The organism is Planococcus chinensis (genome assembly GCF_020071995.1).
GTDB classification, from domain to species: Bacteria; Bacillota; Bacilli; order Bacillales_A; family Planococcaceae; genus Planococcus; species Planococcus chinensis_A.
The window spans coordinates 34,299-59,121 of the sequence record NZ_JABWTK010000003.1 but is presented as its reverse complement, the minus strand read 5'-3'; the positions used below and the strand labels follow the sequence as shown (position 1 = coordinate 59,121).

25 protein-coding genes and 1 riboswitch are annotated in these 24,823 nt (G+C 46.7%); of the genes, 6 read left to right on the top strand and 19 right to left on the bottom strand.

What is annotated here, in order from left to right:
- Positions 1-52 precede the first annotated feature (52 nt).
- Positions 53-991: a phosphotransferase family protein gene (locus tag HU147_RS05800; RefSeq protein WP_224075357.1), complete on the bottom strand. Its 939-nt coding sequence runs from the start codon at positions 989-991 to the stop codon at positions 53-55.
- Positions 992-1,065: 74 nt separating this feature from the next.
- Positions 1,066-2,328 carry a cytochrome P450 gene (locus tag HU147_RS05795; RefSeq protein WP_224075356.1) on the bottom strand — a complete coding sequence of 421 codons (1,263 nt, stop codon included), beginning with the start codon at positions 2,326-2,328 and terminating at the stop codon, positions 1,066-1,068.
- 212 nt (positions 2,329-2,540) lie between these two features.
- A riboswitch (PreQ1 riboswitch) is annotated at positions 2,541-2,588 on the top strand.
- 94 nt (positions 2,589-2,682) lie between these two features.
- Between HU147_RS05795 and queF the strand changes: the two genes are divergently transcribed.
- The gene (gene queF / locus HU147_RS05790) at positions 2,683-3,177 is read left to right on the top strand and encodes a preQ(1) synthase (protein ID WP_224075355.1); all 495 of its coding nucleotides are present in this window, start codon (positions 2,683-2,685) and stop codon (positions 3,175-3,177) included.
- Positions 3,178-3,188: 11 nt separating this feature from the next.
- Complete coding sequence (locus HU147_RS05785; protein ID WP_224075354.1) at positions 3,189-3,818, top strand: queuosine precursor transporter; 630 nt, start codon at positions 3,189-3,191, stop codon at positions 3,816-3,818.
- 111 nt (positions 3,819-3,929) lie between these two features.
- Here HU147_RS05785 and HU147_RS05780 read toward each other — a convergent pair whose 3' ends face one another.
- From HU147_RS05780 to HU147_RS05745, 8 genes are all read right to left on the bottom strand, one after another.
- Positions 3,930-4,769, bottom strand: a complete 840-nt coding sequence (locus tag HU147_RS05780; RefSeq protein WP_224075353.1) for an endonuclease/exonuclease/phosphatase family protein — start codon at positions 4,767-4,769, stop codon at positions 3,930-3,932.
- 160 nt (positions 4,770-4,929) lie between these two features.
- On the bottom strand, positions 4,930-5,781 hold the full coding sequence (locus tag HU147_RS05775) for an endonuclease/exonuclease/phosphatase family protein (protein ID WP_224075352.1): 852 nt from the start codon (positions 5,779-5,781) through the stop codon (positions 4,930-4,932).
- 567 nt (positions 5,782-6,348) lie between these two features.
- Positions 6,349-7,113, bottom strand: coding sequence for a MerR family transcriptional regulator (locus HU147_RS05770; RefSeq protein WP_224075351.1), 765 nt, complete (start codon positions 7,111-7,113; stop codon positions 6,349-6,351).
- Positions 7,114-7,175: 62 nt separating this feature from the next.
- Positions 7,176-8,915, bottom strand: a complete 1,740-nt coding sequence (locus tag HU147_RS05765; protein ID WP_224075666.1) for an ABC transporter ATP-binding protein — start codon at positions 8,913-8,915, stop codon at positions 7,176-7,178.
- A 48-nt stretch (positions 8,916-8,963) separates the two neighbouring features.
- Positions 8,964-9,524, bottom strand: a complete 561-nt coding sequence (locus HU147_RS05760) for a GNAT family N-acetyltransferase (protein ID WP_224075350.1) — start codon at positions 9,522-9,524, stop codon at positions 8,964-8,966.
- Between the two features lie 22 nt (positions 9,525-9,546).
- A complete protein-coding gene (locus HU147_RS05755; protein WP_224075349.1) occupies positions 9,547-10,758 on the bottom strand; it encodes an MFS transporter in 1,212 nt (403 codons plus the stop codon).
- A gap of 155 nt (positions 10,759-10,913) precedes the next feature.
- On the bottom strand, positions 10,914-12,107 hold the full coding sequence (locus HU147_RS05750; protein ID WP_224075348.1) for a class I SAM-dependent rRNA methyltransferase: 1,194 nt from the start codon (positions 12,105-12,107) through the stop codon (positions 10,914-10,916).
- 134 nt (positions 12,108-12,241) lie between these two features.
- Entirely contained in the window at positions 12,242-12,598 is a 357-nt protein-coding gene (locus HU147_RS05745) for an STAS/SEC14 domain-containing protein (RefSeq protein WP_224075347.1), read from the bottom strand.
- 170 nt (positions 12,599-12,768) lie between these two features.
- On the opposite strand from HU147_RS05745, the gene HU147_RS05740 reads away from it, so the two are divergent.
- A complete protein-coding gene (locus HU147_RS05740) occupies positions 12,769-13,422 on the top strand; it encodes a GntR family transcriptional regulator (RefSeq protein ID WP_224075346.1) in 654 nt (217 codons plus the stop codon).
- Between the two features lie 112 nt (positions 13,423-13,534).
- Here the strand turns inward: HU147_RS05740 and brnQ are convergent, their stop codons facing one another.
- The 4 genes from brnQ to HU147_RS05720 all read right to left on the bottom strand — a co-directional run bounded on the left by brnQ (position 13,535) and on the right by HU147_RS05720 (position 17,697).
- Complete coding sequence (brnQ, locus tag HU147_RS05735) at positions 13,535-14,905, bottom strand: branched-chain amino acid transport system II carrier protein (RefSeq protein WP_224075345.1); 1,371 nt, start codon at positions 14,903-14,905, stop codon at positions 13,535-13,537.
- Between the two features lie 297 nt (positions 14,906-15,202).
- On the bottom strand, positions 15,203-15,979 hold the full coding sequence (locus HU147_RS05730) for a glucose 1-dehydrogenase (protein ID WP_224075344.1): 777 nt from the start codon (positions 15,977-15,979) through the stop codon (positions 15,203-15,205).
- 25 nt (positions 15,980-16,004) lie between these two features.
- Positions 16,005-16,922, bottom strand: a complete 918-nt coding sequence (locus HU147_RS05725) for a DUF2971 domain-containing protein (RefSeq protein ID WP_224075343.1) — start codon at positions 16,920-16,922, stop codon at positions 16,005-16,007.
- 76 nt (positions 16,923-16,998) lie between these two features.
- Positions 16,999-17,697, bottom strand: a complete 699-nt coding sequence (locus tag HU147_RS05720) for an AIM24 family protein (protein ID WP_224075342.1) — start codon at positions 17,695-17,697, stop codon at positions 16,999-17,001.
- A gap of 244 nt (positions 17,698-17,941) precedes the next feature.
- Between HU147_RS05720 and HU147_RS05715 the strand changes: the two genes are divergently transcribed.
- A complete protein-coding gene (locus tag HU147_RS05715) occupies positions 17,942-18,313 on the top strand; it encodes a CidA/LrgA family protein (protein ID WP_224075341.1) in 372 nt (123 codons plus the stop codon).
- A 2-nt stretch (positions 18,314-18,315) separates the two neighbouring features.
- Positions 18,316-19,005: an LrgB family protein gene (locus HU147_RS05710; RefSeq protein ID WP_224075340.1), complete on the top strand. Its 690-nt coding sequence runs from the start codon at positions 18,316-18,318 to the stop codon at positions 19,003-19,005.
- 84 nt (positions 19,006-19,089) lie between these two features.
- Here HU147_RS05710 and HU147_RS05705 read toward each other — a convergent pair whose 3' ends face one another.
- From HU147_RS05705 to HU147_RS05690, 4 genes are read right to left on the bottom strand one after another with little or no spacing between them, the layout of a single operon-like run.
- Entirely contained in the window at positions 19,090-19,473 is a 384-nt protein-coding gene (locus tag HU147_RS05705; RefSeq protein WP_224075339.1) for a VOC family protein, read from the bottom strand.
- 19 nt (positions 19,474-19,492) lie between these two features.
- A complete protein-coding gene (locus HU147_RS05700; RefSeq protein WP_224075338.1) occupies positions 19,493-21,097 on the bottom strand; it encodes an ABC transporter permease in 1,605 nt (534 codons plus the stop codon).
- Entirely contained in the window at positions 21,090-22,007 is a 918-nt protein-coding gene (locus HU147_RS05695) for an ABC transporter ATP-binding protein (RefSeq protein ID WP_224075337.1), read from the bottom strand. Before HU147_RS05695 ends, HU147_RS05700 begins: the two co-directional genes overlap by 8 nt.
- Positions 22,004-22,642 carry a TetR/AcrR family transcriptional regulator gene (locus HU147_RS05690; protein ID WP_224075336.1) on the bottom strand — a complete coding sequence of 213 codons (639 nt, stop codon included), beginning with the start codon at positions 22,640-22,642 and terminating at the stop codon, positions 22,004-22,006. Before HU147_RS05690 ends, HU147_RS05695 begins: the two co-directional genes overlap by 4 nt.
- A 178-nt stretch (positions 22,643-22,820) precedes the next feature.
- Between HU147_RS05690 and HU147_RS05685 the strand changes: the two genes are divergently transcribed.
- Positions 22,821-23,669 (top strand): transporter substrate-binding domain-containing protein, encoded by an 849-nt coding sequence (locus HU147_RS05685; RefSeq protein ID WP_224075335.1) that lies wholly within the window; start codon positions 22,821-22,823, stop codon positions 23,667-23,669.
- A 48-nt stretch (positions 23,670-23,717) separates the two neighbouring features.
- On the opposite strand, the gene HU147_RS05680 is transcribed toward HU147_RS05685, so the two are convergent.
- On the bottom strand, positions 23,718-24,821 hold the full coding sequence (locus HU147_RS05680; protein ID WP_224075334.1) for an ABC transporter permease: 1,104 nt from the start codon (positions 24,819-24,821) through the stop codon (positions 23,718-23,720).
- Positions 24,822-24,823 lie beyond the last annotated feature (2 nt).

The window sequence follows — 24,823 nt, the reverse complement described above, 5'->3', positions numbered from 1 at the left end:
TATTTCCTTTTTCAGAGAAATCAAACCTGATGCCAGAGAAGCCTGACGGTTTTCAAGTAGATTCCGGTTCGAAACGACCGAGCAAACTAAGCAAATAAGCATCCAGCCGCTGCCTGATCAATTCATCCGTTAATCCGCTCATTCCAAAGGTTTCCCATCCCGGATAAACTGCTGGAGGTCCGTCCAGAATATCGGTCAAAGCGAGAATATCCCAATAAGCCTGATAGACAAAACCCTCGGCATGCCGTACGTATGCATCGAGGAACTGATCAGCCATTTCAACGCCGTGAAGCTGTGCCAAGTTCAGCCGGCAATGGCCGACGTCTACTCCAGCCGGCCCTTTGCATGCATTCACCCAATCCACTATCCCGCTCACTTTTCGATTGTCCCATAATACATTGGCTGGATGAAAATCGCGATGAAGAAAACAAGCTTCAACAGATGGCCGGGCTCCGCCAGCAATCGAAAAGGCCCGCATCCAATCTTCCGGATGATCAGACCATGCCGGCCGCTCTAAAGACAGAGCTTGGTTGTAAGAAAAGTATTCCCACCGGAAGTCAGAAGCTCGATGTGAATGGATCTTCGCGAGCGCCTCTGCCAATCCCTCCAGCCATTCTTGTTCATTGTCCGGCTGCAGCACGACGCTTCCTTCAATTTTCGTCATCAAAACCGCCGGTACGCCGCATTGTTCGCCAGTGGCATCCAATCCCAATAATTCCGGTACGGCAAGACCCGTTTTGGCGGCTTCCCGTAAACTTGCTGCTTCGTGGTCCGCCAAATCGGGTTCCATCGCCAGCCATTCGGCTTTTGTAAAAAGCCTCAGGACGCAGGATTCTGTACCGGTTCCATCTGAATAATCTATTTCATACAGATGGGAAGAAGTGCCCCCTACAAGCGGTTCGATACGGAGAAGTTCTTTTTGTTCACCGACTTTTTTATCCACCCACTCCACGATGTTGGACGGCAGCCACCCCATTTGTTTTATCGTCATCTTCCCTTCTCCTTTCATTGGACAGAAAAAAGCCCGCCCTCTGGTTAAACCAGTTCAAGCAGGCAAATTAACCTTTAATACCGCACCGGACGCACATTCCGGATAACAAAGCGGCTCTTCGGAAGTGTAGGCATTCGTGCCATACTGTAACTGACATCTTGATCTGGAACATCGTACTCCATTTTTCTGACCAAAAACTCGAGGCTGGTCTTCATCGCTTCAATCGTTACCCATTCTCCTGCACATCGATGGCCCAAATCGTATTCCCCGCCTCCCTGCGGAATAAAGCTGAATGGGCTCTCCTTCCAGTCACGGAACCGTTCCGGACGGAATTCTTCCGGCTGAACCCATAAATCCGGATGATGGTTCGTGCCGTAGATATCCAACAGCACAAGCGTCCCTTTTTTAAAATGATATCCTTGCCAGACAAAGTTTTCACGGACTCTTGCTCCTGTAAATGGCCCGAACGGATAATAACGGCGCACTTCCTGGACAAACCACTGGCTATAGTCCCCGCGGTTGGCAGCCAATTTTTCACGTGTTTCGGGATTTTCATGAAGAGCGATCGCTCCAAAGGTAATATAGCGGCCAATTGCGACAATCGGCCGTAAAATATTGATCACTTCAATTGCCGCCATATGAGTCGTCATTTTTTTCCCATTCGGCTGCTTATACCAGCTCATGGCTTGAAGCGCTGTTCCATTTGGCGCTTGCAGTTTTCCTTTGCGCACCGCTTTTACTATTTTCTCAATCCATTCTTCCGACTGTTTACGCGCAGTTCTGCCTTTCCAATGCCTTGGGCCAGCAGCTCCAAACGAATCAATCAAAGCCCCCATATCACGGGAACGCATTTCCACTTCGTTCTCCCGGAGAGGAACTCCTGCCCAGCGGCAGGCAACCCGCATCATTAATTCTTCCACTTCTTTAAAAAACAAAACTTCTTTCATCGCGCTCCATCGCTCAACAGCGGAACGCCATTCTTCTGCAACGTAAAGATTTAAGAGACGCAAACGTTCCGGGGTCATAAGCGACATAAAGAGCTGCTTGCGATGCTTATGGGCTGCATCATCCATTGTTTGGATCCCTTTTTCGCCCATCAAGGTTTTCTGAATTCTCTTTGGAACGGCTCCTCTTCTCCGAAATTTGTCTTCATCATAAAATACCTGCGCCGCTTCTTCGCCCGCTATGCATACCGCCGTTTGGCCAAGCAAACGTGTTTGAAAAACATCTGTCTTCAGTTGCCTTGTCCGGTTCGGTATGAATAGATAACCTTCTGTCATCAAAGCCAATGTATTGTCTACGCCCTTATCACGCGGGATTGGTCGAGTTTCTGCCATAAACTGCAATTCCTCCTTTAATGCGCTACTTTTCCAATTAACTTACCCTCAAGGAAAATCTGCCAAACAATCCGAGACATTCATTTTTGTGCAGCACCAAAAACTCCCCTTGGCCCCTACGGCAATTTGTATGATTTCTTTTAAAAGAGAATTGACAGCAAACCGAAAGTCTTTTACGATGAGTGAGGAAGCATCAATTAAATAACCCGGCGACGGGAGAGGTTCATAGCATTTCACCCTCTATAAAAAACTATGGATTGACGAAACTCAGCCAAATCCACATGCGATTTGGCTTTTTCTTTTTCCGTTTTTATAGGCCTCTCTCAAGTCGGACACTTGAAGGAGGCCTTTTTTATGGCAGGAAGAAACGAAGATACACTGGACCATTTGTCGCTTCTCGGCAACCAAAACACGAAGTATAAATTTGAGTACGACCCCGATATTCTGGAAGCAATCGATAATCTGCATACACGCGATTATTTTGTAAAATTCAATTGCCCGGAATTCACTTCGCTGTGTCCACAGACCGGACAACCGGATTTTGCCACGATTTACTTGAGCTTTATCCCGGATAAAAAATTGGTGGAAAGCAAATCGCTGAAATTGTACTTGTTCAGTTTCCGCAACCACGGCGATTTCCATGAAGACGTTGTAAACATCATCATGAACGATTTGATCAAATTGCTTGAACCCCGCTATATCGAGGTATGGGGCAAATTTACGCCGCGTGGCGGCTTGTCGATCGACCCTTATACAAACTACGGCAAACCAGGTACAAAATACGAAGAAATGGCGTCTTACCGGATGATGAACCACGATATGTATCCGGAAACGATCACCAACCGGTAAAGGAGAGCGCTATGTTACTTTACTTAAACGGAGCATTTGTCGGATTGCTTATCTTATCGAATATCCTGGCAGTCAAACTGTTCAGCATCAGCGAATGGCTGGTACTGCCGGCAGCCGTAGTCGTCTACGTCTTCACCTTTCCCATTACCGATACGATTGCGGAAGTTTACGGCAAGGAAGCGGCGCGCCAGACGGTGTTTGCCGGGTTCATCACGCAATGCTGTGCACTGGCTTTCATCTATTTGGCCATTCACTTGCCTGCCGCTCCGTTCTTCGGAGACCAGGCATCGTTTGAAACTATTTTTTCTGCCGGATTCCGTGTGACATTAGCAAGTTTAATCTCGTACTTCATCAGCCAGAATTTGGATGTGACCATTTTCCATAAGTTGAAAGACCGCCACGGCGAATCCAAACTTTGGCTTCGCAATAACGCATCGACAATGGTCAGCCAGCTCGTTGATACCACTCTATTTATCGTCATCGCTTTTTATGGGACGATGCCGACTGCAGCACTCCTTGCCATGATCTTTACACAATACGCTTTTAAATGGCTGGCAGCAGCCTGCGATACTCCGCTTGTCTACTTGCTGGTAAGGCTATGCCGACGCAGCGAATCCAGCGGCGCACGTGTTTACGGATAATGCACATAATAAAAAACTGTAACCAAATTGCTCTTCATCTGAGCTTGGTTACAGTTTTTTATGTGGGAGAAAATGCTTCTCCAGATAAGTTCAATTGCTTAATAAAAGAAGTCACTTTAAGCTTCTGGCTCCATTAGCTGTTTTCATTTTACTGCCTACGCGCGACAGAACCAAGTCTGCTGTGATCGGCAAATGGTCCGATATGGACGTTTCGATAACAGCGGCTTCTTCGGGCTCAAAATTTTGATCTGTAAAAATATAATCGATGCGTGTTACCGGTTTTAACTTCACGCCATCGCTGTCGTGTTCATAAGGAGCCGGATACGTATACATATTGCTTTTGCCGATTTTCAAGAACACATCGTCGAAATGATTTTCCATTCGCTTGATCTGCAGATGGTCGGGATCCGCATTAAAATCCCCTGTAATGATTTTAGGAAAACGGCTTTTTTCTGTAATCTCCAAAATTTCGTCGATGCTGACTTTGAGTTCTTCTTCTTTTAACGACAAATGGGTATTGAAAAAGCTCACATACGTTCCTTTTACTTCGAGTACAACTTCCAGTATTCCACGTTGTTCACTGTTTGCAATGGGAGAAACGACTTTTGTCAGCAGGTGGTTTTCAACGTACTTGATCGGATGTCTGCTTAAAACCGCATTTCCGTACTGGCGCCTTGGCTTTCCGGATTCATTCGGCTCCATATCGAGATTTGCGCCAAATGCACTGTACATGCCCAGCCGCTTGCTTAGCCAATCTACTTGGTCCACAAAAGCGCTGCGTTTTGTAAAATGCCGGTCAAGCTCCTGCAACCCGATGATTTCTGCTCCTGACTGTTCAATGACCTTTGCTGTTCTTTCCAAGTCTACAGTGTTGTCCATGCCGAGTCCGTGAGCGATATTAAACGACATCACTTTAATGGGCACCGTGGGGGGGATTTTGTCACTCTCCATAAAAAACATCTCCTTTTAATATGAACCGAGTCCATGGCGAAGGATAATAGATGCATTGATTATAGCAATTTTCTGTTACAAAAGCAGTTATTTATGCGCGCTATTTTCATCTAATTTTTGAACATCAAAATTATTCCTATTTATGCCATCCCTAAAGCGATTAAGAAACTATGACTTCCGGGAAAGCAGTCTGTGCCGATTTCTGCAGTGGATTTTGAGCCGGTGCGACAATAAAGTCTGCGGCAATCGGCAAATGGTCGGAAACATCTGTTTCCATAACCGCTACTTGCACGGGATTCAGTTCAGGATCAGCAAAAATATAATCAATGCGAGTTACAGGCTTGAGGTTTTCGCCTGTTTCAGCATTTTGATAAGGCGCCGGGTACGTATAAGCGTCTCCTCTTTTCAATTTCAAAAAGGCATCGCTTAAATGACGGTTCAATCTTTTGATCTGTCCATCCCGTGGAGGTGCGTTGAAATCCCCCAGCACAATTCGGGGAAAACTGCGCTTTTCTATGATGCCAAGCAATTCGCCAATGCTGACTTTCAACTCTTCCTCTTCTAATGCAAGGTGCGTGTTATACACTGTAATGAGATTTCCTCTAATTTCAATCACTGCTTCCAAAATGCCGCGCTGCTCGTTCTTGCCGAAATCAGTCAGCACTTGGGTCAATAAATGATTTTCCGAGTATTTGATCGGATGTTTGCTTAAAATGGCATTGCCGTATTGGCGCCGCGGTCGGTCCGTTTCTAATGGTTCCAAGTCGAGGTTGGCTCCAAATACCGCCTGCATACCCAATCTGCCGCTGAGCCATTCCACTTGGTCCACAAAAGCGCTGCGCTCCGAAAAGCAGCGGTCCACTTCCTGCAAAGCGATGATCTGTGCACAGGAATCTTCAATGATGCTTGCCGTTTTTTCCAAATCCACAATCCCGTTCATTCCTAAGCCGTGAGCGATATTAAATGACATGACTTTAACAGAAACAAGTGGTTCCTTTTTTCTTTCCAGCATGCAAATCTCTCCTTTTGAATGAAGCAATTTTCCGTTCCGTACTTTAGTCACCTTGAGTATAGCAAACTAAATGATCGATTCTTATTTTAAATATGTAAATTCCTGTTAAGAGTTTGTAAAGCCGGATTACATTGAAAAAAGGTTCCAGCCGTTTGGCTGGAACCTTTCAGACTGTAGACAAAGTCTAGATGAAATATATAGCAATACATAAAGCTAACCGGACCGGCCACTTCGCTTTCCGTGGGCTCAGCTTCAGTCTCCTCGTCGCTCTGCTCCTGCGGGGCCTTCAGCTTTCGCTGTCCCACAGGAGTCTCCGTGGCCGAACCGGTTGGGTGTCTCTCTTTGCTTCAATGGTGAAGGTGAATCGGGTTGAAACTTAAACAGACATCTTATGAGGAAAAGCAACTCCAGCGGGATAGCTCGGCGCGAGCCCGCGGAACACGTCCGGCTGAAACGATGGATTCGGGATGTCCAGTTGTATGTCAATTGATCTCTCAAGTATAAAAATTCTTTTGTCTACAAGCTCAAAGGTTCCAGCCGTTTGGCTGGAACCTTTTTCTTCTTTCTTTATTCGCTTGTGCTGGTGTAGATCAAAATCGCATCCCGCAGGAACTCTGCTGCTTTTGGATGCACTTTGTTATAGTAAGCTGCAAAGCGCTCATCTGCTACATACATCTCGGCAAGCCCGGCATGTGCTTCTTTGCTGTACGTTGGCCATGTGAAGCTCAGCCATTGTCTATGGAGATCGGCTGTTTGTTGGGCAATGCCGCTTGCCGGGTCTCCTGTTTCACAGGCTTCTGCCAGTTTTTCCATAAGCGTTTTTTCGATGCCGGTGAATTCCTCGTACTGTGCTTCGCTCATATTCAGCATTTTGGCGTTGGAACGGTCGACCACGTCATTGCCGTATTTGGCGCGCACTTCTTCGCCGTATTGCTGTTCGTTGTCATCTACTAACTTTTTCTTGAAGCCTTCGAACTTTTCCTTGTCAGCCATTTGGATTTCCCCTTCCGCTGCGGAAATGGTTTTTTCCACATTCGTGATCAAGAGATCGAGCTGGCGGCGTTTTTCCAGAAGCTGCAGCCGGTGATTCTTTAACGCTGCAGCCCCATCAAAGGCTGGGTCGTTGACAAGCCGCTTGATGCTGTCCAAATCGAGCCCGAGTTCCCGGTAAAAGAGGATCTGCTGCAGCTTGTCCACTTCACGCCGGCTATAGATCCGGTATCCCGCTGAATTTTTTCGTGCCGGCTTTAAAATTCCGATTTCATCGTAATACCGCAAAGTCCTCGTGCTGACGCCTGCCAAGTTCCCCAGCTTTTGAACGGTGTATTCCATTTGCTCACCTCCTGATGCCTTCACTTTATACCTTTACGCAACGTCAAGGTCAAGCATGAAATTTAAGTTAATTGCTGTTCGGCAAATTCGCTGTAAAGTTCATGGGAACGGCTGAGTTCGAGGTGGGTTCCAACGCCTGTTACATGCCCTTTTTCAATAAACACAATTTTGTCTGCATCGACAATGGTCGACAGGCGGTGAGCGATCACCAAGGTTGTACGTCCTTCCATCAAGCGGCTTAAAGCCTGTTGGACAATGCCTTCCGACTGGCTGTCGAGGCTCGCAGTCGCTTCATCCATCATGAGGATTTTCGGATCGCGGAGAAAAGCCCGGGCAATTGCAATCCGTTGGCGCTGGCCGCCGGACAATTTCACGCCGCGCTCCCCGACCTCTGTATCCAGGCCGTCCGGAAAGCCTTGAATAAATTCTTCGGCATAAGCCATGCGCGCAACATGCCACAGCTCCTCATCTGGAATCTGATTGGCATCCGGCAAACCATATGTTAAATTTGCCCGGATAGTGCCGCCCATCATTGCACTTTCCTGAGAGACATAGCCGATTTGGCTGCGCCAGGAAATCATCGACAATTCGTTGATCGAAATGCCCCCAATGGTGATGGTTCCGGCAGTCGGCTCGTAAAAGCGCTCGATCAGACCGAAAACGGTCGTTTTCCCGCCTCCGCTTGGACCTGCAAAAGCAATCAGTTCACCCGGATTCGCTTCAAAGGTGATATTCCGAAGAACGAGTTCCCCTTGTTCATATGCAAAATCCACTCCTTCAAGCCGCAAGGTTTTATTGGCAATATCAATTACAAGACCTTCCTGCCCTTCTTCAAGCGGCAAATCCAGAATGCCGATAATGCGTTCGGTGGCTCCTTTCGCTTTTTGAATTTCCGTGAAAAACAGCGCAAAACTGGTCATCGGCATGACGATTTGGAACAGGTACAAAAGAAACGCCACCAGCGAACCTGTCGACATCGTTCCTTCTGCCACCCGCACGCCGCCGTAGCCGATTATCAGGACGATGACCGCCATGACAACGGTGTACATGAGCGGTGCAATAAGCGCATAGATTTTCGCTTCTTTCAATCCGATTTTGAAGAGCTTTTGAATGCCGCCTAAGCCTCGATCTTCTTCTACTTTTTCAGCGGTTGAAGATTTCATCAAACGGATTTCGCTCAGCGTTTGCTGTACATGGCCGGTAAATACCGCGGTCTCATCCTGTAAGCTGCGGGAAATCTTGGCCATCCGGCGCCCGAGCGGAATCATGATGGCAATCGTGATCGGTACAGACAACAACATGATCAACGTCATTTTCCAATCGAGCACCAGCAAGATAATGACCGCTCCGATAATGGAGATGATGCCGGTGATGAACTGTGGAAAATGGTCGGTAATCAAGTTGCGGACAATCCCCGTGTCGTTAACGACACGGCTGACCGTTTCCCCGCTCGCTTGCTGGTCAAAATACGGAACCCGCAGCCGGATCAAATGGGTCCACATCCGTCTCCTCAAGTTCGCCACGATTTTTTGACCGACCAGACTTAATAAATAAATCGATATTCCGTTGATGACAGCTTGGAGGATAAAAGCAGCGACCAAGCCGCCGACCAGCCACGGGCTAATTGCGTCAATTGAAAAGCCGTCCACTAAATTCTTGGTCAATAGCGGAACTGCCAGTCCCACTAACGTGGTAATAACGCTTGAACCCAACCCAATAATCAGTGCCCACTTCGGAATCTTTAACGAAAGTAGAAGTGAAATAAATGTTTTTATGCTTGTCGTTGCTTGTGCTTTTTCCATCATCGAAAGCTCCATTCTAAAAATTAAATTTCTGCTTTCTTTTCTTATTTACATGAATTTCGCGTAAATGCACGTATCCGTCAGATTCTTGCCGTCCACTGACAGTTCATCATTATGTAAGATGCCTTCCAGAACAAAGCCAAGGGTTTCAGGAATGGCCCGGCTTTTTACGTTTTCAGCATCGCATCTGATTTCCAAGCGTTTGCACCCGAACCCATCCAAAGCGAGTTCAGACAGCGCAGATACCGCTTCTGCCATATAGCCAAAGCCGCTCCAGCGCGTATCGATCCAGTAGCCGATTTCCATCTTCGGCACATCCCATTCAATCGCATGAAATCCGCTCGACCCGATAAACTCGCCTGTCTCTTTGTTAAAAATAAGATAACGCAGATTTTCACGCTTTAAGAAGTTGAGATGCGCTTCCAATGTATTGATTTCCGTTTCTTCGGCAGTAGGCAGCTGCTGGGCAAAAGGCAGCCACGCTTTCAGTTCTTTGATGGAAGCCCGGATTGCGGAATTCACCACTTTTCCGTCTCCCGGTTTCGGCATGCGTATCAATAAACGTTCGGTGCGGATTTCTTCGGGAACTTCAGGAATTGCTTTGTCCATGTTCATCATCCTTTTTGTCAGATTATGCAGCGGTTATTTTGCGGTCTTTCGGCAAACCTAAACCGACAAGGCCGATAATCGGCAGGAACGAGACGACAACCATCGTTTCGTAGACTCCGATGTAATCCATTAAAATACCAATCACGACGCCGCCGATTGCGCCCATGCCAAAAGCAAGCCCAACAGTCAGTCCGGACATCGTACCAATTTTACTCGGCACCAGCTCCTGGGCATAGACGACGGTTACCGAGAAGCTCAGCATGATGAAAAAACCGATCAATGCGAGGAGAATAACTACCACAACCAGTGGTACATAAGGCAGTGCAATCGCCAAGGGGATGGGAACGAGAATCGACAAGACAATCACGTTTTTCCGGCCGATTTTGTCCGCCATCGGTCCGCCGAAGAACGTGCCGGCTGCCCCGACTGCTAAAAATAAGAAAATGTAAAGCTGGCCCGTTTGAATCGTCAGGCCGTATGAATCCATCAAATGAAAAATGTAAAAACTGGTCATATTGGTGACGTAAAATGAGCGGGCAAAAATGATGATCAACAACAATGCCAAAGCCACACCCACTTGTTTTTTGGTCAATTCCGGCAGCGAAGACAGCAAAACCTTTTTGCCTTTTTGCAATTTCTCCTTGGCCAGCTGCTCTTTATACCAAAACGAAATTTTGGAAAGAATGAAGATGCCGAGAGCTGCGACAAATAAGAACAAAGCGGCGCCGTGTTGCCCGAGCGGCACGAGAATGAATGCGCTGATCAAAGGCGCCAGCGCCTGCCCTGAGTTTCCGCCCACTTGGTAAATCGACTGCGACAAACCCCGTCTCGTGCCCGCTGCCATATAAGAAACACGAGAGCCTTCCGGATGGAAAATGGCTGAACCGAACCCCAGGAACATCACCGACACGAGAATCATCCAGTATTCCGGAGCAAATGCCAGGCCCGCCATGCCGATGAGCGAACTGGTCATGCCAAGCGGCAGAGCGAACGGCATCGGTTTGCGGTCGCTGATAAAGCCCACAACCGGCTGCAGCAAAGAGGCGACGATGTTCAATGCAAAAGCGATCATTCCGAGTTGAGTGAACGTTAAGCCAAGGTCTTTTTCCAGAATCGGAAACATTGCCGGGATGACGGCTTGCAAGGAGTCATTCAGCAAATGGCAAGCGCCCATCGCAAACATAACCGGGTAAACCGGATTCCCAGCCAAAGGGGAACTTATTGCTCTTGCCATTAAATTTCCTCCTTTCAAATATTATAATCAGATAATTCCATTATAGAACAGTTCACCGGCAATCGGCAGACAAAGACAAAAACACCTACGGAAAAAAATCCGTAGGTGTTTGAGGCAGTCTCCTGCAATCGCTTATTGCATTCTTTATGCTTTCCTTAAACCAATTCCACAAACAACACTTTCAAATAATCGCCTTCTTTAAACTCTTTGCGTACACGGAAATCAGAAGGGAGCGTGTATTCCTCAACAATGCGGTATTTCTTGCCTTCTTCTTTGAAAGCTTTTTCGATAAAGCCCTTAAATTTCTTCATGCCGAACGAAGCGCTGTTGGTCGAAGCGACAATCATGCCCTTTTGTTCCGTAATCGCAATTGCTTCTTTCATCAAGTTGGTATAGTCTTTCGCTGTGCTGAATGTGTATTTTTTTGAACGCGCAAAACTTGGCGGATCGAGAACGACCAAATCGAATTTCAATTCTTTCCGTTTCGCGTATTTAAAGTAATTGAAAACGTCCATGACAAGAATGTCCTGATGTTCATAGTCGATGCCATTCACACTGAACTGTTCAATGGTTTTCGCTGAACTGCGCTTCGCCAAATCAACGCTCGTCGTTTTTGCTGCACCACCGATTGCTGCCGCTACCGAAAAAGCGCCTGTGTAAGAGAAGGTGTTCAAAACCGTTTTGCCTTTGGCATATTTTTCTTTGATGGCGTTCCGGACATCCCGTTGGTCCAGAAAGATCCCCGTCATCGCCCCGTCGTTCAAGTAAACCGCAAAATTCACGCCGTTTTCTTTTACGATTAATGGGAACTCCCCGCGTTCACCGGTTACAAAATCATCGTCTTCAATGTACTGGCCCTTTGTATCAAAACGCTTTTTCTCGTAGATGCCTTTCGCATCTACGACATTTTCCAGCGCCGCAACCACTTCATCTTTAAAACTGTACACGCCTTCGCTATACCAGTTCAGCAAATAAAAACCGGCATAATAGTCGATTGTCAAACCGCCGAAGCCATCTCCTTCTCCGTTGAACACACGGAAAGCCGTTGTATCCGGATTGTTGAAAAAGCTTTGCCGCTGGTCAATCGCTGCAGAAAACGTGCGTTCCATAAACCCTTGGCTGATCGCTTCGTCTTTGTTGCGAGTTAATACCCAGCCGTAGCCTTTGTTTTGTTTGCCGTGGTACCCTTTCGCCAGGAACTTGCCCTGCTTGTCCACCAGGTTTACAATCGTTCCTTCTTGAGCAAGTTTATCGGCATCTTCAAGGGCTTCTTTTGCAATCAGTGGAAATCCCCGCTGGAATTCTGCTTTCGCTTTATCTGTCACCGTTAGTGTAATTTCTTGTCTCATCATCACTCATCCTATCCGTTAAAACACATTTGTCTTCTCTTCAGTTTAATACAAAGCGATCCCTATTCATACCATCGCCAAAAGGAACTTCAACTTCCAGCAAAAAAGCCTTGCAGGTTCGCAAGGCTTTTCAATCAGTTCTTAATCCATTCCCAAGCTGTTTCCATTTCGTCCATTTCGAAATGCTTCGCTTGGACGCCGGGTAAATAACCGGCAAACTCCGCCATCGCCCCGAGCAGGCTTTTATCGCTGACCACTGCCAGTTTCTGATATTGGCTCCAGCGTTTTACGTCAATCTTCATTTCTTCCAACATCGCTTTGGCGCTTGCACCGTCAAAATCATGAACCACCAAATATACATTGAAGCCGCCCTTTTCCCCATACTTTTCCTGGGTGACTTTGTCGAACTTCTCCAAATCTTCCCGAGTGGCTTTTCCGTTAAACTCCATGGCAATTGTTTCGGTATCTTTGCTTGGTACAAATGCGAGCATCGTATGGCCTCCTTTTAAAAGCTTATTTTCCTATTCCCTATTCAGAAAAAGCAAAACGGAAACTAGTCAAGACCGACACCAGCAATATATTGCATTAAGAATATTTCATTTTTCCACAAAATAGGGTATAATTATTCTATACTGCACGACATAGAAAGGATGAATCTGCAATGCCGATTCCAGTAAACCATGCCAAACCGATTCGCATCACTGCGAAGGAAAGCGCATTTGAACAACTACAACAGTGGATTATAGATGGTACATTGCAGCCTGAAGAAAAACTAGTCGATACGGAGCTTGCACAAGCCCTTAATCTAAGCAGAACCCCAGTCAGAGAAGCTTTGCAGCTATTGGAAGTCCAAGGATTTGTGGAAATGTTTCCTGGCAAAGCAACGCATGTCACAAAAGTGGATAAAGAAGACATCAAAATCCTCTTGCCTCCACTGGCCGCACTGCAGTCCTTAGCCGTAGAACTGGCCATTCCCAACTCAGATGACGAGTTGATTGAGCTATTGGAACATACAAACCAACGCTTTGCTGAAGCTGTTGAAGAAAAAGACAACTTCTCGGCGCTTAAAATTGATGAAGAATTCCATCAACATATTGTGACCGCTTCCCAAAATCCATATGTCGACAATATATTAAATCGCCTTCAAGCCCATGTCAGAAGACTCTTTTTCCATCATTCTTTGATTTTGACCCAGTCTTCAGTGGATGAACACATTGAAATTATCCAAACCTTTAAAGATAAAGATATTGAAAAAGCCACAAAACTGATGAAGTCGAATTGGATCCGCACCGTAGAAGAATTGTCTGTAAATTGATTTCCGGTTTTGATTCCATTGTAAAAGCTGCCCCAAAAGCGATTAGCTTTCGGGGCAGCTTTTTATATTTAGAAGCGGGCCTGAATTTCAGGCTCGCCAATGCTAACTTTTATTAACCTTCGTTTTGAGCTGTATGAACTTTTACGCCTTTTCTGCTGCGTGCAATCAAGCCCGTAACGGCAATCACGATAATTGCCGGCAATAACCAGCCCAATCCATCTGCATATAACGGCAAAGCAGCGGCATAAAAATCGATAATCGCTTGCAGCCAGCCCGGATTTGCAACTCCCAGTGAACCTGTCAAGGTTTTCAAGCCATCGATAATTGCAATAAAGAACGTTACTGTGATCGTCGCCACATAAACAAGTCGATCATGCTTAAACAATGGTGAAGTGAAAGCCAAGATGATCAGGACAATCGCAAGAGGATACAAGAACATCAAGACTGGAATTGAATACGTAATAATATTCGCCAGACCTGCATTGGCTACGATAAACGAGAACACTGAGAAAATCACGACATAGGTTTTGTAGCTGATTTTAGGCGTTAGCTTATGGAAAAATTCAGCGTTGGCTACAATTAAACCGATTGCTGTTGTCAAACAAGCCAACGTAATGATGACCGCCAAGAGCAAAGTACCGAATGTTCCAAAGTAATGGCCAGATGTTCCGCTTAGTACAGGACCCCCTGTTTCCAAAACGCCCAGCGTACTTGTGCTTGTCGCACCCAAGTATGCAATTCCTGTGTAAACAATCGCCAATAGAGCAGCTGCGACAACCCCACTTTTTAGAGTAGCAGTTAAAATGCCTTTGGACGAAGTAACACCCAGTTTACGCACAGTCGCGATAACGATGATCCCGAATACCAAAGATGCCAAAGCATCCATTGTGTTATAGCCTTCGGTGAATCCTTTCAAGAAAGCTCCGCTCGAATAAGCTTCCTGCGGCGCTTCCGGCGAGCCCATCGGATTGAAAATGGCCGCCACTAATAGCAGGCCGAGTGTCACCAAAATCGCCGGCGACAAGAACTTCCCGATGCTGTCCACCATTTTTGAAGGATTCAAGGAAAGCAATAAGGCAATTCCGAAGAAAATGGCCGAGAAAACAATAAGGCCGACTGACATGTATTCCTGTCCGATAAACGGTGCAATCCCGACTTCGTAAGAAACCGCACCGGTTCTTGGCAAAGCAAAGAACGGCCCGATTGTTAAATACAGCGCTGCTGTAAAGATCAATCCGAAAATCGGATGAACACGGCTTGACAAATCTTGAAGGTCACTGCTCTTCGAGTAGCCGATTGCCAAAATTCCAAGCAGCGGCAAGCCGACGCCTGTAATTAAAAATCCGGCAATAGCGATCCATACTTCTGAACCGGCATATTGGCCGAGCTGTGCCGGAAAGATTAAATTTCCTGCTCCAAAAAATAATGCGAATAACATCATGCCGACGACCGCATAAGCTTTAAAAGATAATTTCGTATCCATTCTGTTTTCCTCCTAGGTGTATATCACCATGTATTTTCCTGTGGTTTCATTAGACAATAATTTCAATATAACGCTTAAAAAGTATGCAATATATCGCATAAAGTAATAATACAGCATTTTTAAGAAATTGCAACGTTTTATACCCACTAATTTTAAAAAAGTCTGTCTATTTAGTGAATTTAGTCAAAGGTCTTATTTTTTCAGAATAACTTAATCGTCCCAACCCTTGATAAAACATGTACTGCAGCAAAAATGGGCATATAAAAAAGCTTTACCGAGTCGGCAAAGCTTTTGGGATTATTTTAATTGAGAAGGGTATAAAGTCATGCCGCCATCTACGAATAATGTAGTGCCGGTCACATAATCTGCTTCTGAAGATACAATCCAGGCTGCCGCTGCAGCTATTTGTTCCGGCTGCCCGATTTTTTTCATCGGAATTTTCTCAAGAATTTTTTCCTTTTCTTCCGGGTCGGCATCTTCTGCCGGATTAGCGGGTGTATTGATGGTGCCGGGAGCGATGGCATTAATCCGGATGCCTTGTTCCGCATATTCCAGCGCCAGCGTTTCCGTCAGCATCTTCAAACCGGATTTCGTTACCGCATAATGGGCATTGTTCACTTTCGGAATGGTTTGATGGACACTCGTAATGTTGAGGATGCAGCCCTCCCCTCCATTTTCCAACATGTGCTTGATCGCTTCACGGCTGGCGATGAAAGCACCCGTCAAGTTCACATCCAACACGCGCTGCCAGTTTTCCAAAGTCAATTCTTCAGAAGGTTCGCTTTCGCTGAAGCCGGCATTATTCACCAGCACATCCAGTTTTCCATATTGATCGATTGCCGCAGTCATCAGCTTTTGAATTCCTGCTTCGCTCGATACGTCAGCCTCTATAGCCACGGCATTGCCGCCGTTTGCCACAATCGCAGCAACGGTATCTTCCGCACCTTGATGGTCTGTATGGTAATCCACTACAACGTTCATCTGTTCTTTGCCGAAGCGTTCGGCGATTCCTTTGCCAATCCCTTTTGAAGCGCCCGTGACAATTGCAGTTTTTCCTGCTAAATCCAGATACATCCAACCACTCCTTGCCGTTTTAGAGTCAATACCTAAGGGCGGCAACAGATTTACTGATGGAGAAGCTCTTCATATTGTAGCCTTTGCTTTTTAAATAATGCTCTATGCCTCTTCTGGCTATATCAATATTGTTCTTCGGACCGATGGTGATATGGCTGATTGGGAGGCGTTCTTCAAAATCAACCGCGATAAATGGAATGATTACACCATTCTGTGCCCGAAAACGTACTGCCTGATGCATATTGCCGCTTGTATTCATATACGCAATCCGGTATTCCTCTTCGCTTTTAAAAGCCGGGTCTTTAAAAAAGATGGCACATGTCGCAATAACCGTTAAGAAATGGTTCGGCAATGCTTTTTTAATCTCATCCGGCTCGTATTGAACCACCCGTTTGAAGGTTTCAATCAAAAAATTCATCAAAATCAATTCCTGTTCTTGCCGGTCGTATACAACCAGACCGTGCAGGACATCCGAGTCGTCCGGGAAAGCAGCCGCTTTTTGGAGAAGTTCTTCCGCATCAAAACCAAGGTTATATCCTTCACCTTTTGCATAGTTATACCAAAGAGCCAGCGAGTCCGGCGAATAGGACAGCGAAAAAATATAAACTTCAAAGCCGCTTCTCTCGATTCCTTCCAAGAACCGTTCCATTGAACTTTCCAGTTCCTGTATAAACAACTGCCAAAGTTCTGTCTCTCGCTGAATTTTCATTTTCCCGATGATACTTTTTAGCACATTTGAGAAATAAATCAATTCACTGGAGTCATTTAAAAAATTGCCTTTGCTCATCCACAAATTATTGGTTTCGACCATTCCCATCAAACTTTGAAGGCTGGTGTAATGATAAAGCGTCTGTCCGGATTCATGCGTTTTCCTTATTTGTTTATCGACTTCGTTCCGGAACTGCCATTCCAGCTCTTCAGCCAATTTACCGTTCGTCGCCATAGCGGCAGCTCCTTTCATCCGAAATGAAACAGCTGATTGACTTTTTTTATTCCCGATTATCCACGATTCAAACAGCTTACATTGGTATATTTGTGGCAGTGTACTTTTCTTCAAACGGCTGCACAATAACAAAACCTTCACCGGTAAATTCCATCTGGATCGATTCGCCGCTGCCTCTGCCTAGAAACGTCCGGATGCTGATGTCTGTCCGGAACTCCGGTGTTAAATTGCCGGACCAGGCAACCGTTGCTCCCGGGTCAGTAATCACCGGCTCTCCCGGTTTTACCAGCAGCGTCAACGGTTCGTAATGCGAAGTGATGGCGACTCTTCCTTTTCCTTTTAACGTTACATTGAACAAGCCGCCCGCCATCATGCCGGCCACTTTCCGCATCATTTTAATTTCCCACTCGATGCCCGGTTCGAAAGCGAGAAGGTCATTGCCATTAACCGTGATCGATTCGCCATTCAGCTCAAAAATGGTGATTTTTTTGCCTTGGTCCGCCAAATACAGGCGCCCCCGGCCGGTAGCTTTCATCAAAGAAGCCCCTTCGCCGGTCATTGCTTTTTTGAACATGACCCCCACGCCGTGTTCAAGCAGCCGTTCCCGCTCAAATTTGATCTGGCCGGTATACGAAATCATGGAGCCTGCCTTTGCCCATACCATATCCGACAAGTTCACTTCCAAGATGCGCGGCGTTTCCAGTTCAAAATAATCGTTCTCTTGTTCATCTTGCTTGGTCTGTTGAATAAATTCATCAATTGTATAGTTGCCCATTGTCCATTCCCCTTTCTTTATACAGATAATTACGTTGTTCCAATGGAGAAGTTTCACTCCAAGTGCTGCCTGAATTCCTTTGCCTTTCGCATTGAATAAACATACAATTCCTCTATTTTTAATCAGTTCCTTCTATATATATGCACACCTCTCGCTTTTCATAAAATTTGCGGTAAAATAAATGACAGTGAAATAAATCTTGCACCGTTTCACTCGTTCATTTTAAAGGAAGGCGCGATTGCTGATGAAATTTCTTCTTACTTTTATTCAACTTGCCGTTTTGTTCGGCTTTTATTTGCTTGGCGAATGGCTGCGTGAACTTTTTAACTTGCCGCTCCCAGGCAGCATTATCGGGTTTTTGCTCTTATTTACTGTCCTTCTCCTAAAAATCTATCCGCTGAAATGGATCGATTCCGGGGCTCATTTCCTGCTGGCTTTCCTGTCGCTGTATTTTATTCCGGCGACAGTCGGCGTCATCGATTATGCCGATGTTTTTACCGGAAAAGGCGTTTGGCTTCTGGTCATTGCCATCTTTAGCACGCTTTTGACCATGGCGGTTTCTGCATTGATAAGCCAATGGACAGCTCGTACGACGCAGCAAAAGGAGGGCAACTGAATATGGACATTTTTCTTCTGTCCCTGCTTTTTGCAGGACTGACAACCGTTCTCTATTTGTTTTTGAACAGCCAATACATAAAATACCGCTGGACCATCTTAAACCCCGTATTGACTACCACCGTGGCATTGGTGATTGTTTTGCTCGTCTTTGATGTTTCTTATGATACTTATATGCTGGGCGGCCAGTGGGTCGGTGAATTGCTCGGACCGGCGGTTGTAGCTTTGGCGGTGCCCCTTTACAAGCAGCGGGAACTGCTCAGAAAGAACTTGCTGCCCATTGCCATTGGCGTAACGGCAGGTTCGGTTATCGGCCTGCTCAGCGGATCTTTGTTGACGAAGTTGTTCGGCTTTTCCGCTGAAATGATTTTGACGATGCTGCCGAAATCAATCACCACACCAGTCGCCATGCAAATGGCGGAAGCTTTTGGCGGCATTCCTTCACTAGCCGCCGTCTATGTGATGGTCGCCGGCTTTACCGGAATCCTTGTCGGGCCATGGCTCTTGAAAACTCTGCACATCGACTCGCCAATCGGCCGCGGCATCGGCCTTGGTTCTTCCGCCCACGGGCTTGGCACCGCGAAAGCTTTTGAATATGGACCGGAAGAAGCGTCGATGAGCTCTGTCGCGATGACATTAAGTGCGGTTGTTGGATCGTTTTTGGGTCCTGTCATTGTCTGGCTGTTCTTTTAATGAAAAACGTTTTTCCAGGCTTGAATCACATAAAAATCCTGCAGGGAAACTTTACATGTCCGTTCCCCTGCAGGATTTCTCTTTTTAATAATTCAATTGCCAGGACACGCCGAAGCGGTCCACCAGCCAGCCGAACTTTTTGCTGTGCGGGTATTCATCGAGCGGCATAAGAACACCGCCGCCTTCTGAAAGTTCGCCGAACAAACGGTCAATCTCTTCTTCGCTATCGCATGTAACAAAAAGAGAAATTGCCGGTGTAAACGTAAATTCATGATTGACCACGCTGTCAATACACATCAAGGTTTGCCCCTTTAATGTAAAAGTAGCCTGTATGACCGTCCCATCTTCGTTATGGACAATAGCTTCGATACGGGAATCTTCAAACAAACCCGTATAGAACTCCATCGCTTCTTCTGCTTGGCCTGAAAACATTAAAAATGTGGTGATTTTGGGAATTACCTTTTCCAATGCGCATACACTCCTTCTTTCAATTGCTGATATCTCTTCGGTTGAAACCTGTAAAACCGGCTATCAGCAAAATTACAGCGACTGCCGTCAAGATGGCCAAAGCCGTCATGTTTTGCTCTTCAACCGGCAGCTGCGGAATATAGCCAAAAGGCGTCGCCTTCTCTGTCCAACCGGGAAACTGGAACAAAGCCCCCAGATATACAACAGTGAAAGAGAAAACCAGATACAGCCATACGAGGCCTGTTGCTTTGGGCAGCCATCCGATCAAAGCAGTTGCCAAACCGATCATCACCCAGGCTGCCGGCAGATAGACGATAGCGGCTTCATAGAACATGCGAAGCGGCAGCCCTTCTTCCATCATGGCGTTTCCTACAAGGCCGAGTCCCAGTCCTGCAAACGACAGCATGATGAAACTGGTGAAAAGGGAAATTACTACATAACTACCCAATAAACGGTTTCTGGAAACGGCACGGCTGAGGAAATGTTCCAGCCGGTTGTTCTTTTCCTCGCCTTTCAACCTTAATACAGCCAGCAATGCCGGGATTGTGCCAATAATCGCCATGACCGACATCAGCATGGGAATAAACTGTTCCGTCAATGAATTTCCGGACGTTTCCGCTAAGAATTCCTGCATGATTTCCACATCCGCAAAAAAGGATTCCAAATCCCCCAGTACGGAGCCGTAAGAAGCACCGATTAAAAAAAGACCGATTGCCCAAGCGATCAAGCCGGTACGCTGCAGCCGCGCCGCTAAGCCAAGAGGACTTTTCAATGCCAGCGATGCATGGGCCTTGCCAGTTCTCGCTGGCAGAAATCCGGAACCCAAATCCCGGATGGAATTCAAATACAAAGCCAGAAGTGACAGCACGATCGCAGCTCCCACTGTCAGCCAGACCGGCCACCAGATATTTTGAACATATACCTCGGAGCGCAGAATCCAGCCGAGCGGCGTGGTCCACGACAGAGCCTCCATTCCGATATCTCCGATTGCCCGCAAAGCATAGCCAAAGAGCAGCACGATAACCGAAAGGCCGATTGCATTTCTCGAATTCTGGGCAAGCTGTGCAAATACTGCGGTAAGGGCTGCATAAAACAAGCCGGTTGCTCCAAGAGCTGCGCCGTAAAGCAGCGAACCTTCCAAGTCCATGCTGTTGATTCCTAAAGCATAAAGCCCGAGGCCTGTCGTCACTGCTAAAAGAACATTGACGATGAGCATGGATAGCAGTACCGCTTGAAGAGTCGATAAACGCCCTACCGGCAGTGAACGGATCAATTCAATCCGCCCCTCTTCTTCATCGCTTCGTGTATGCCGGGCAACGAGCAGAATGCCCATCAGCCCGACCACAACAGCGGTCATCAACAGCATTTGATGGGCCATCATGGCTCCTTCCGTATAGTTATCGAGCCCATACCCGGGACCGACCATTGCCGTCATCGCCGGGTTTCTCATCGTTTCCGCAATCGCCTGCCGTTCAGCAGCATTTTGATATAAATCTGTAAAGGCAACAGCTGTCAGCATGGACACGGCAGCGAACGACAGCAGCCAGACCGAAATACGGATGCGGTCCCGACGCCAAATAAAGCGCATCAATGTACCTGTTTCGTTAAACAAGCTTTTATCCATTAGAAGCTGCCTCCTGTTCCTGCATTGCCGCTCCTCCTTCATAATGGCGCATGAACAGCTCTTCCAAAGTCGGCGGCGAACTTTCAAGCCGGACCACACCAAACCCGCTGACATAGCGAACCACTTCGTCCATTTCTTCTGTATCTACTTGGAATGAGACACTCCCCTCATCTTCCTGAATTCCGCTCACCCCTTTTACCTGGTGCAGTAAAGGCATCGGCCGCTTCGTTTCCACAGTCAAAATGCTGCCCGTCAAATGGCGCAATTCGCGCAGCGTTCCCGTTTCAATGATCTTTCCTTGCCGGATGATTGCCACTTTGTCACAAAGCTTTTCGACTTCAGAAAGGATGTGGCTGGAAAGCAGAATGCTCTTGCCCTGCTGCTTGGCTTCAGCCACCCATTCCTGGAAAACCCGTTCCATCAAGGGATCAAGACCAGAAGTTGGCTCATCAAGAATATAAAGGTCGGCTTCCATGGACAATGCAGCCACCAAAGCCACTTTTTGGCGATTCCCTTTTGAATACGTCCGGCATTTCTTGGTCGGATCCAAGTCGAATTTCCGGATCAGCTCCTCCCGCCGCGTTCGTCCATTTCCTCCGCGCAATTTTACAAATAGATCAATTACTTCCCCGCCTGTCAAATTCGGCCATAAATTCACGTCTCCCGGGACATAGGCGACACGCTTGTGGATTTCCACTGCCTCCTCCCAGGAATCAAGCCCAAAGATTTCCGCTTTTCCGGAAGTCGCTTTCAAGATCCCTAAAAGAACACGGATCGTCGTTGATTTGCCTGCACCGTTCGGACCGATAAAACCGTACACTTCTCCTCTGCCGACTTCAATCTCCACTCCGTCCAGTGCCGCGAAATCTCCGAATTTCTTGGTCAACGCGCTGGTTTTCAAAATGCTCATGGCAAATCCTCCCGTTCTAGATAGAAACTATTCTTGAGAATATCCAAGTAGCCATAAAACTCTTGCCAATAAGGACCAAAATCAATGGCAGATATTTTTCGGCCTTCAAGGCGCTGCAGCAATTCCTTCTGATACCCTTCGATTGACCAGCGGATCAATTGAAACGCTTTGTCCGCATCCAACTCTTTCCGAATCAGCGACTTATCAATGCCTTCGTACATCAACGCCGCTGCCAAGGTATTCAATTCGGCGTATTTTTTCTGTAAATGCAGCGGCATCTCCACTTCTTTTGCCAATACAAAACTCCCCAAGAAATTAAAAACCTGCTTGTTTTCCAGCTGCGCCTTCATTTTTACTTGCGCAGCCTGCTTTAATCGTTCGATAAAATCCGTTTCTCCGGTATCCACCTGTTTGAGGTACTCGTTTACTACGATGTCCAAACTGTACTCAATCAAGTATTCATAAAGCTCTTTTTTACTTTTAAAATAATAAAACAGCATTCCTTTGCCGATTCCCGCCTTTTTCACCATGCGGTTCGTCGAAGCTTGCTGGTACCCGTATTCTGCGAATTCCTGAAGGGCCGCATCCAAGATTTTCTGCTTTTTAATGTCGTTGAGATTTATGAACTTTTCCATCTGCGCCAACCTCTCCGCTCGTTTAGACCCCTTCGGTCGACTCCAGAATACACCCTTAGACCACCCTGGTCAACTTTTTTTAGAATTTTCTATTTTTAATTTTTCAGAATTAAACCTTTGCTCTGTTTACTACTTAATGCTATGTTCAAGTTGAAATAAATTATAGGAGGAATAATAATTGAAAACCTTATGGAATAAAAAAAGCGGCTCTTTGTTCGCTGGAATATTAGCCTTGTCGTTACTGGCTGGCTGTGGAAACGGCAGTGACAATACGGCTGAGGAAGAACCGACAGAATGGGATCGAATCCAGGAGGAAGGCTCCATGACGGTCGCCACTTCCGGCACTTTGTTTCCTACTTCCTACCGCGAAGAAGGATCGGACAAGCTGACCGGATTCGAAGTGGAAGTCGTACGCGAAATCGCCAAACGCTTGGAATTGGAAGTTGAGTTTACTGAACTGGGCTTTGATGAAATGCTGACGTCTGTGCAAACCGGCCAAGTGGATGTGGCAGCCAACGATATTGAAGTGACCGAAGACCGGAAAGAAAACTTCACGTTTTCAACGCCGTTCAAGTACTCATACGGCACTGCTATTGTCCGGAAAGACGATTTATCCGGAATCAAGACACTGGAAGATTTAAAAGGCAAAAAAGCGGCGGGCGCTTCCACTTCCGTTTATATGGAAACTGCACGTGAATACGGCGCAGAAGAAGTCGTTTATGACAACGCCACAAACGAAGTGTACTTGCGCGACGTTTCTATTGGGCGCACGGATGTCATTTTGAACGACTATTATTTGCAGACGCTGGCGCTTGCCGCTTTTCCTGAACTGAACATCACCATCCACCCGGACATCAAATACAGCCCTTCCGAAGTGGGTGTTGTGATGAACAAAGACAATACCGAACTGGCGGAAAACGTGAATCGCGTCATCGAAGAAATGCTTGAAGACGGCACCATTGCCAAAATCTCCGGCGAATTCTTCAACGGCGCGGATGCGACACAAAAAGTGGATATTGAGGAATAAATACAAAGAAGCTGCCCGCCTATGCGGACAGCTTCTTTCATTTTTCATTTAATATGAACGCCGCTCCATCAAACTGATGCCAATCCCCATACAGACCATGCCGAACAGCAGCAAAATCAAAATTGGTTCGCTGAGTTCCTGCCAGCTGCGATTATATATCGCAACGCCTTTTAATGCATCAAGCCCATAAGTGATTGGCAGGATTTTAGAGATGGCCAGCAGTATCCGGTTGCTGACCAGTTCAATCGGCCAGAAAGCACCGCCGATCATTGCCATGCCGGTTGCCAAAATCGGGATAATCGCTTTCAGTTGTTGCGGACGGCTGAGGAGGCTGATAACAAGCAGCCCCAGCGCCACTATCGCGAAAGTGTAGCACGCAGCAATCACTAAAATCGCCCCGAAACGGTCGCCGATATCAAAAAGAAAGATGTATTTGAATAACACAAAAATCAGGATAATCTGGAAATAGCCGATGGTGAAGCTATACGCGAGATGGCCCAAGTAAATTTTCCATTTCCCGATCGGAGACAAAATCAAGCGGTTCCAGGTGCCTTGCTTTTTTTCTTCGACAATTTTCATCAAGCTGAACATGATAGTGTAGACGGAGAAGAAAAGGGTCATCCCAAAAAGCATCTGTAATGGATTGTCGTATTGATATGCTTCTTTGCCGTCCAAAGTGGACGTCACTACTTGAAACGCCGGCTCTTCCAGCGCAGCGGCTGCTTGGGCCCGGATATCGCTGCCTGGAACTTGCTGTTCCACTTGTTCGAGCCGTGCCTCTTCATGGTATTGCCTATTTAAAAATGCTTCTAAGGCAAAACGGCTCACATCATCTGCTGCCAGCAAGATCCGGTAATTCCCGTCCATGAGGCGGAGCCCTAATGGCGCATCACCAGCCGAAACCGCTTCGCGCACCTCTTTTTCCCCCATTAGCCGGAACTCGAATTCTTCTGCTTCATTCAGCAAAGCCACCCATTCTTCCGCCGCCTCCTCCTCTAGCGAATCGTCTGCGTAAGTGAGGATTGGCGGACGCTCCGCCGGATTGTTGCCGGAGAGCAAAGCCACAAAGACAATGGTCATTATCAGAAACGATAAAATCATGACGGGGGCTCGGCGAAATCTCTGCCATTGCAGGAAAAATACCGCTTTCATTG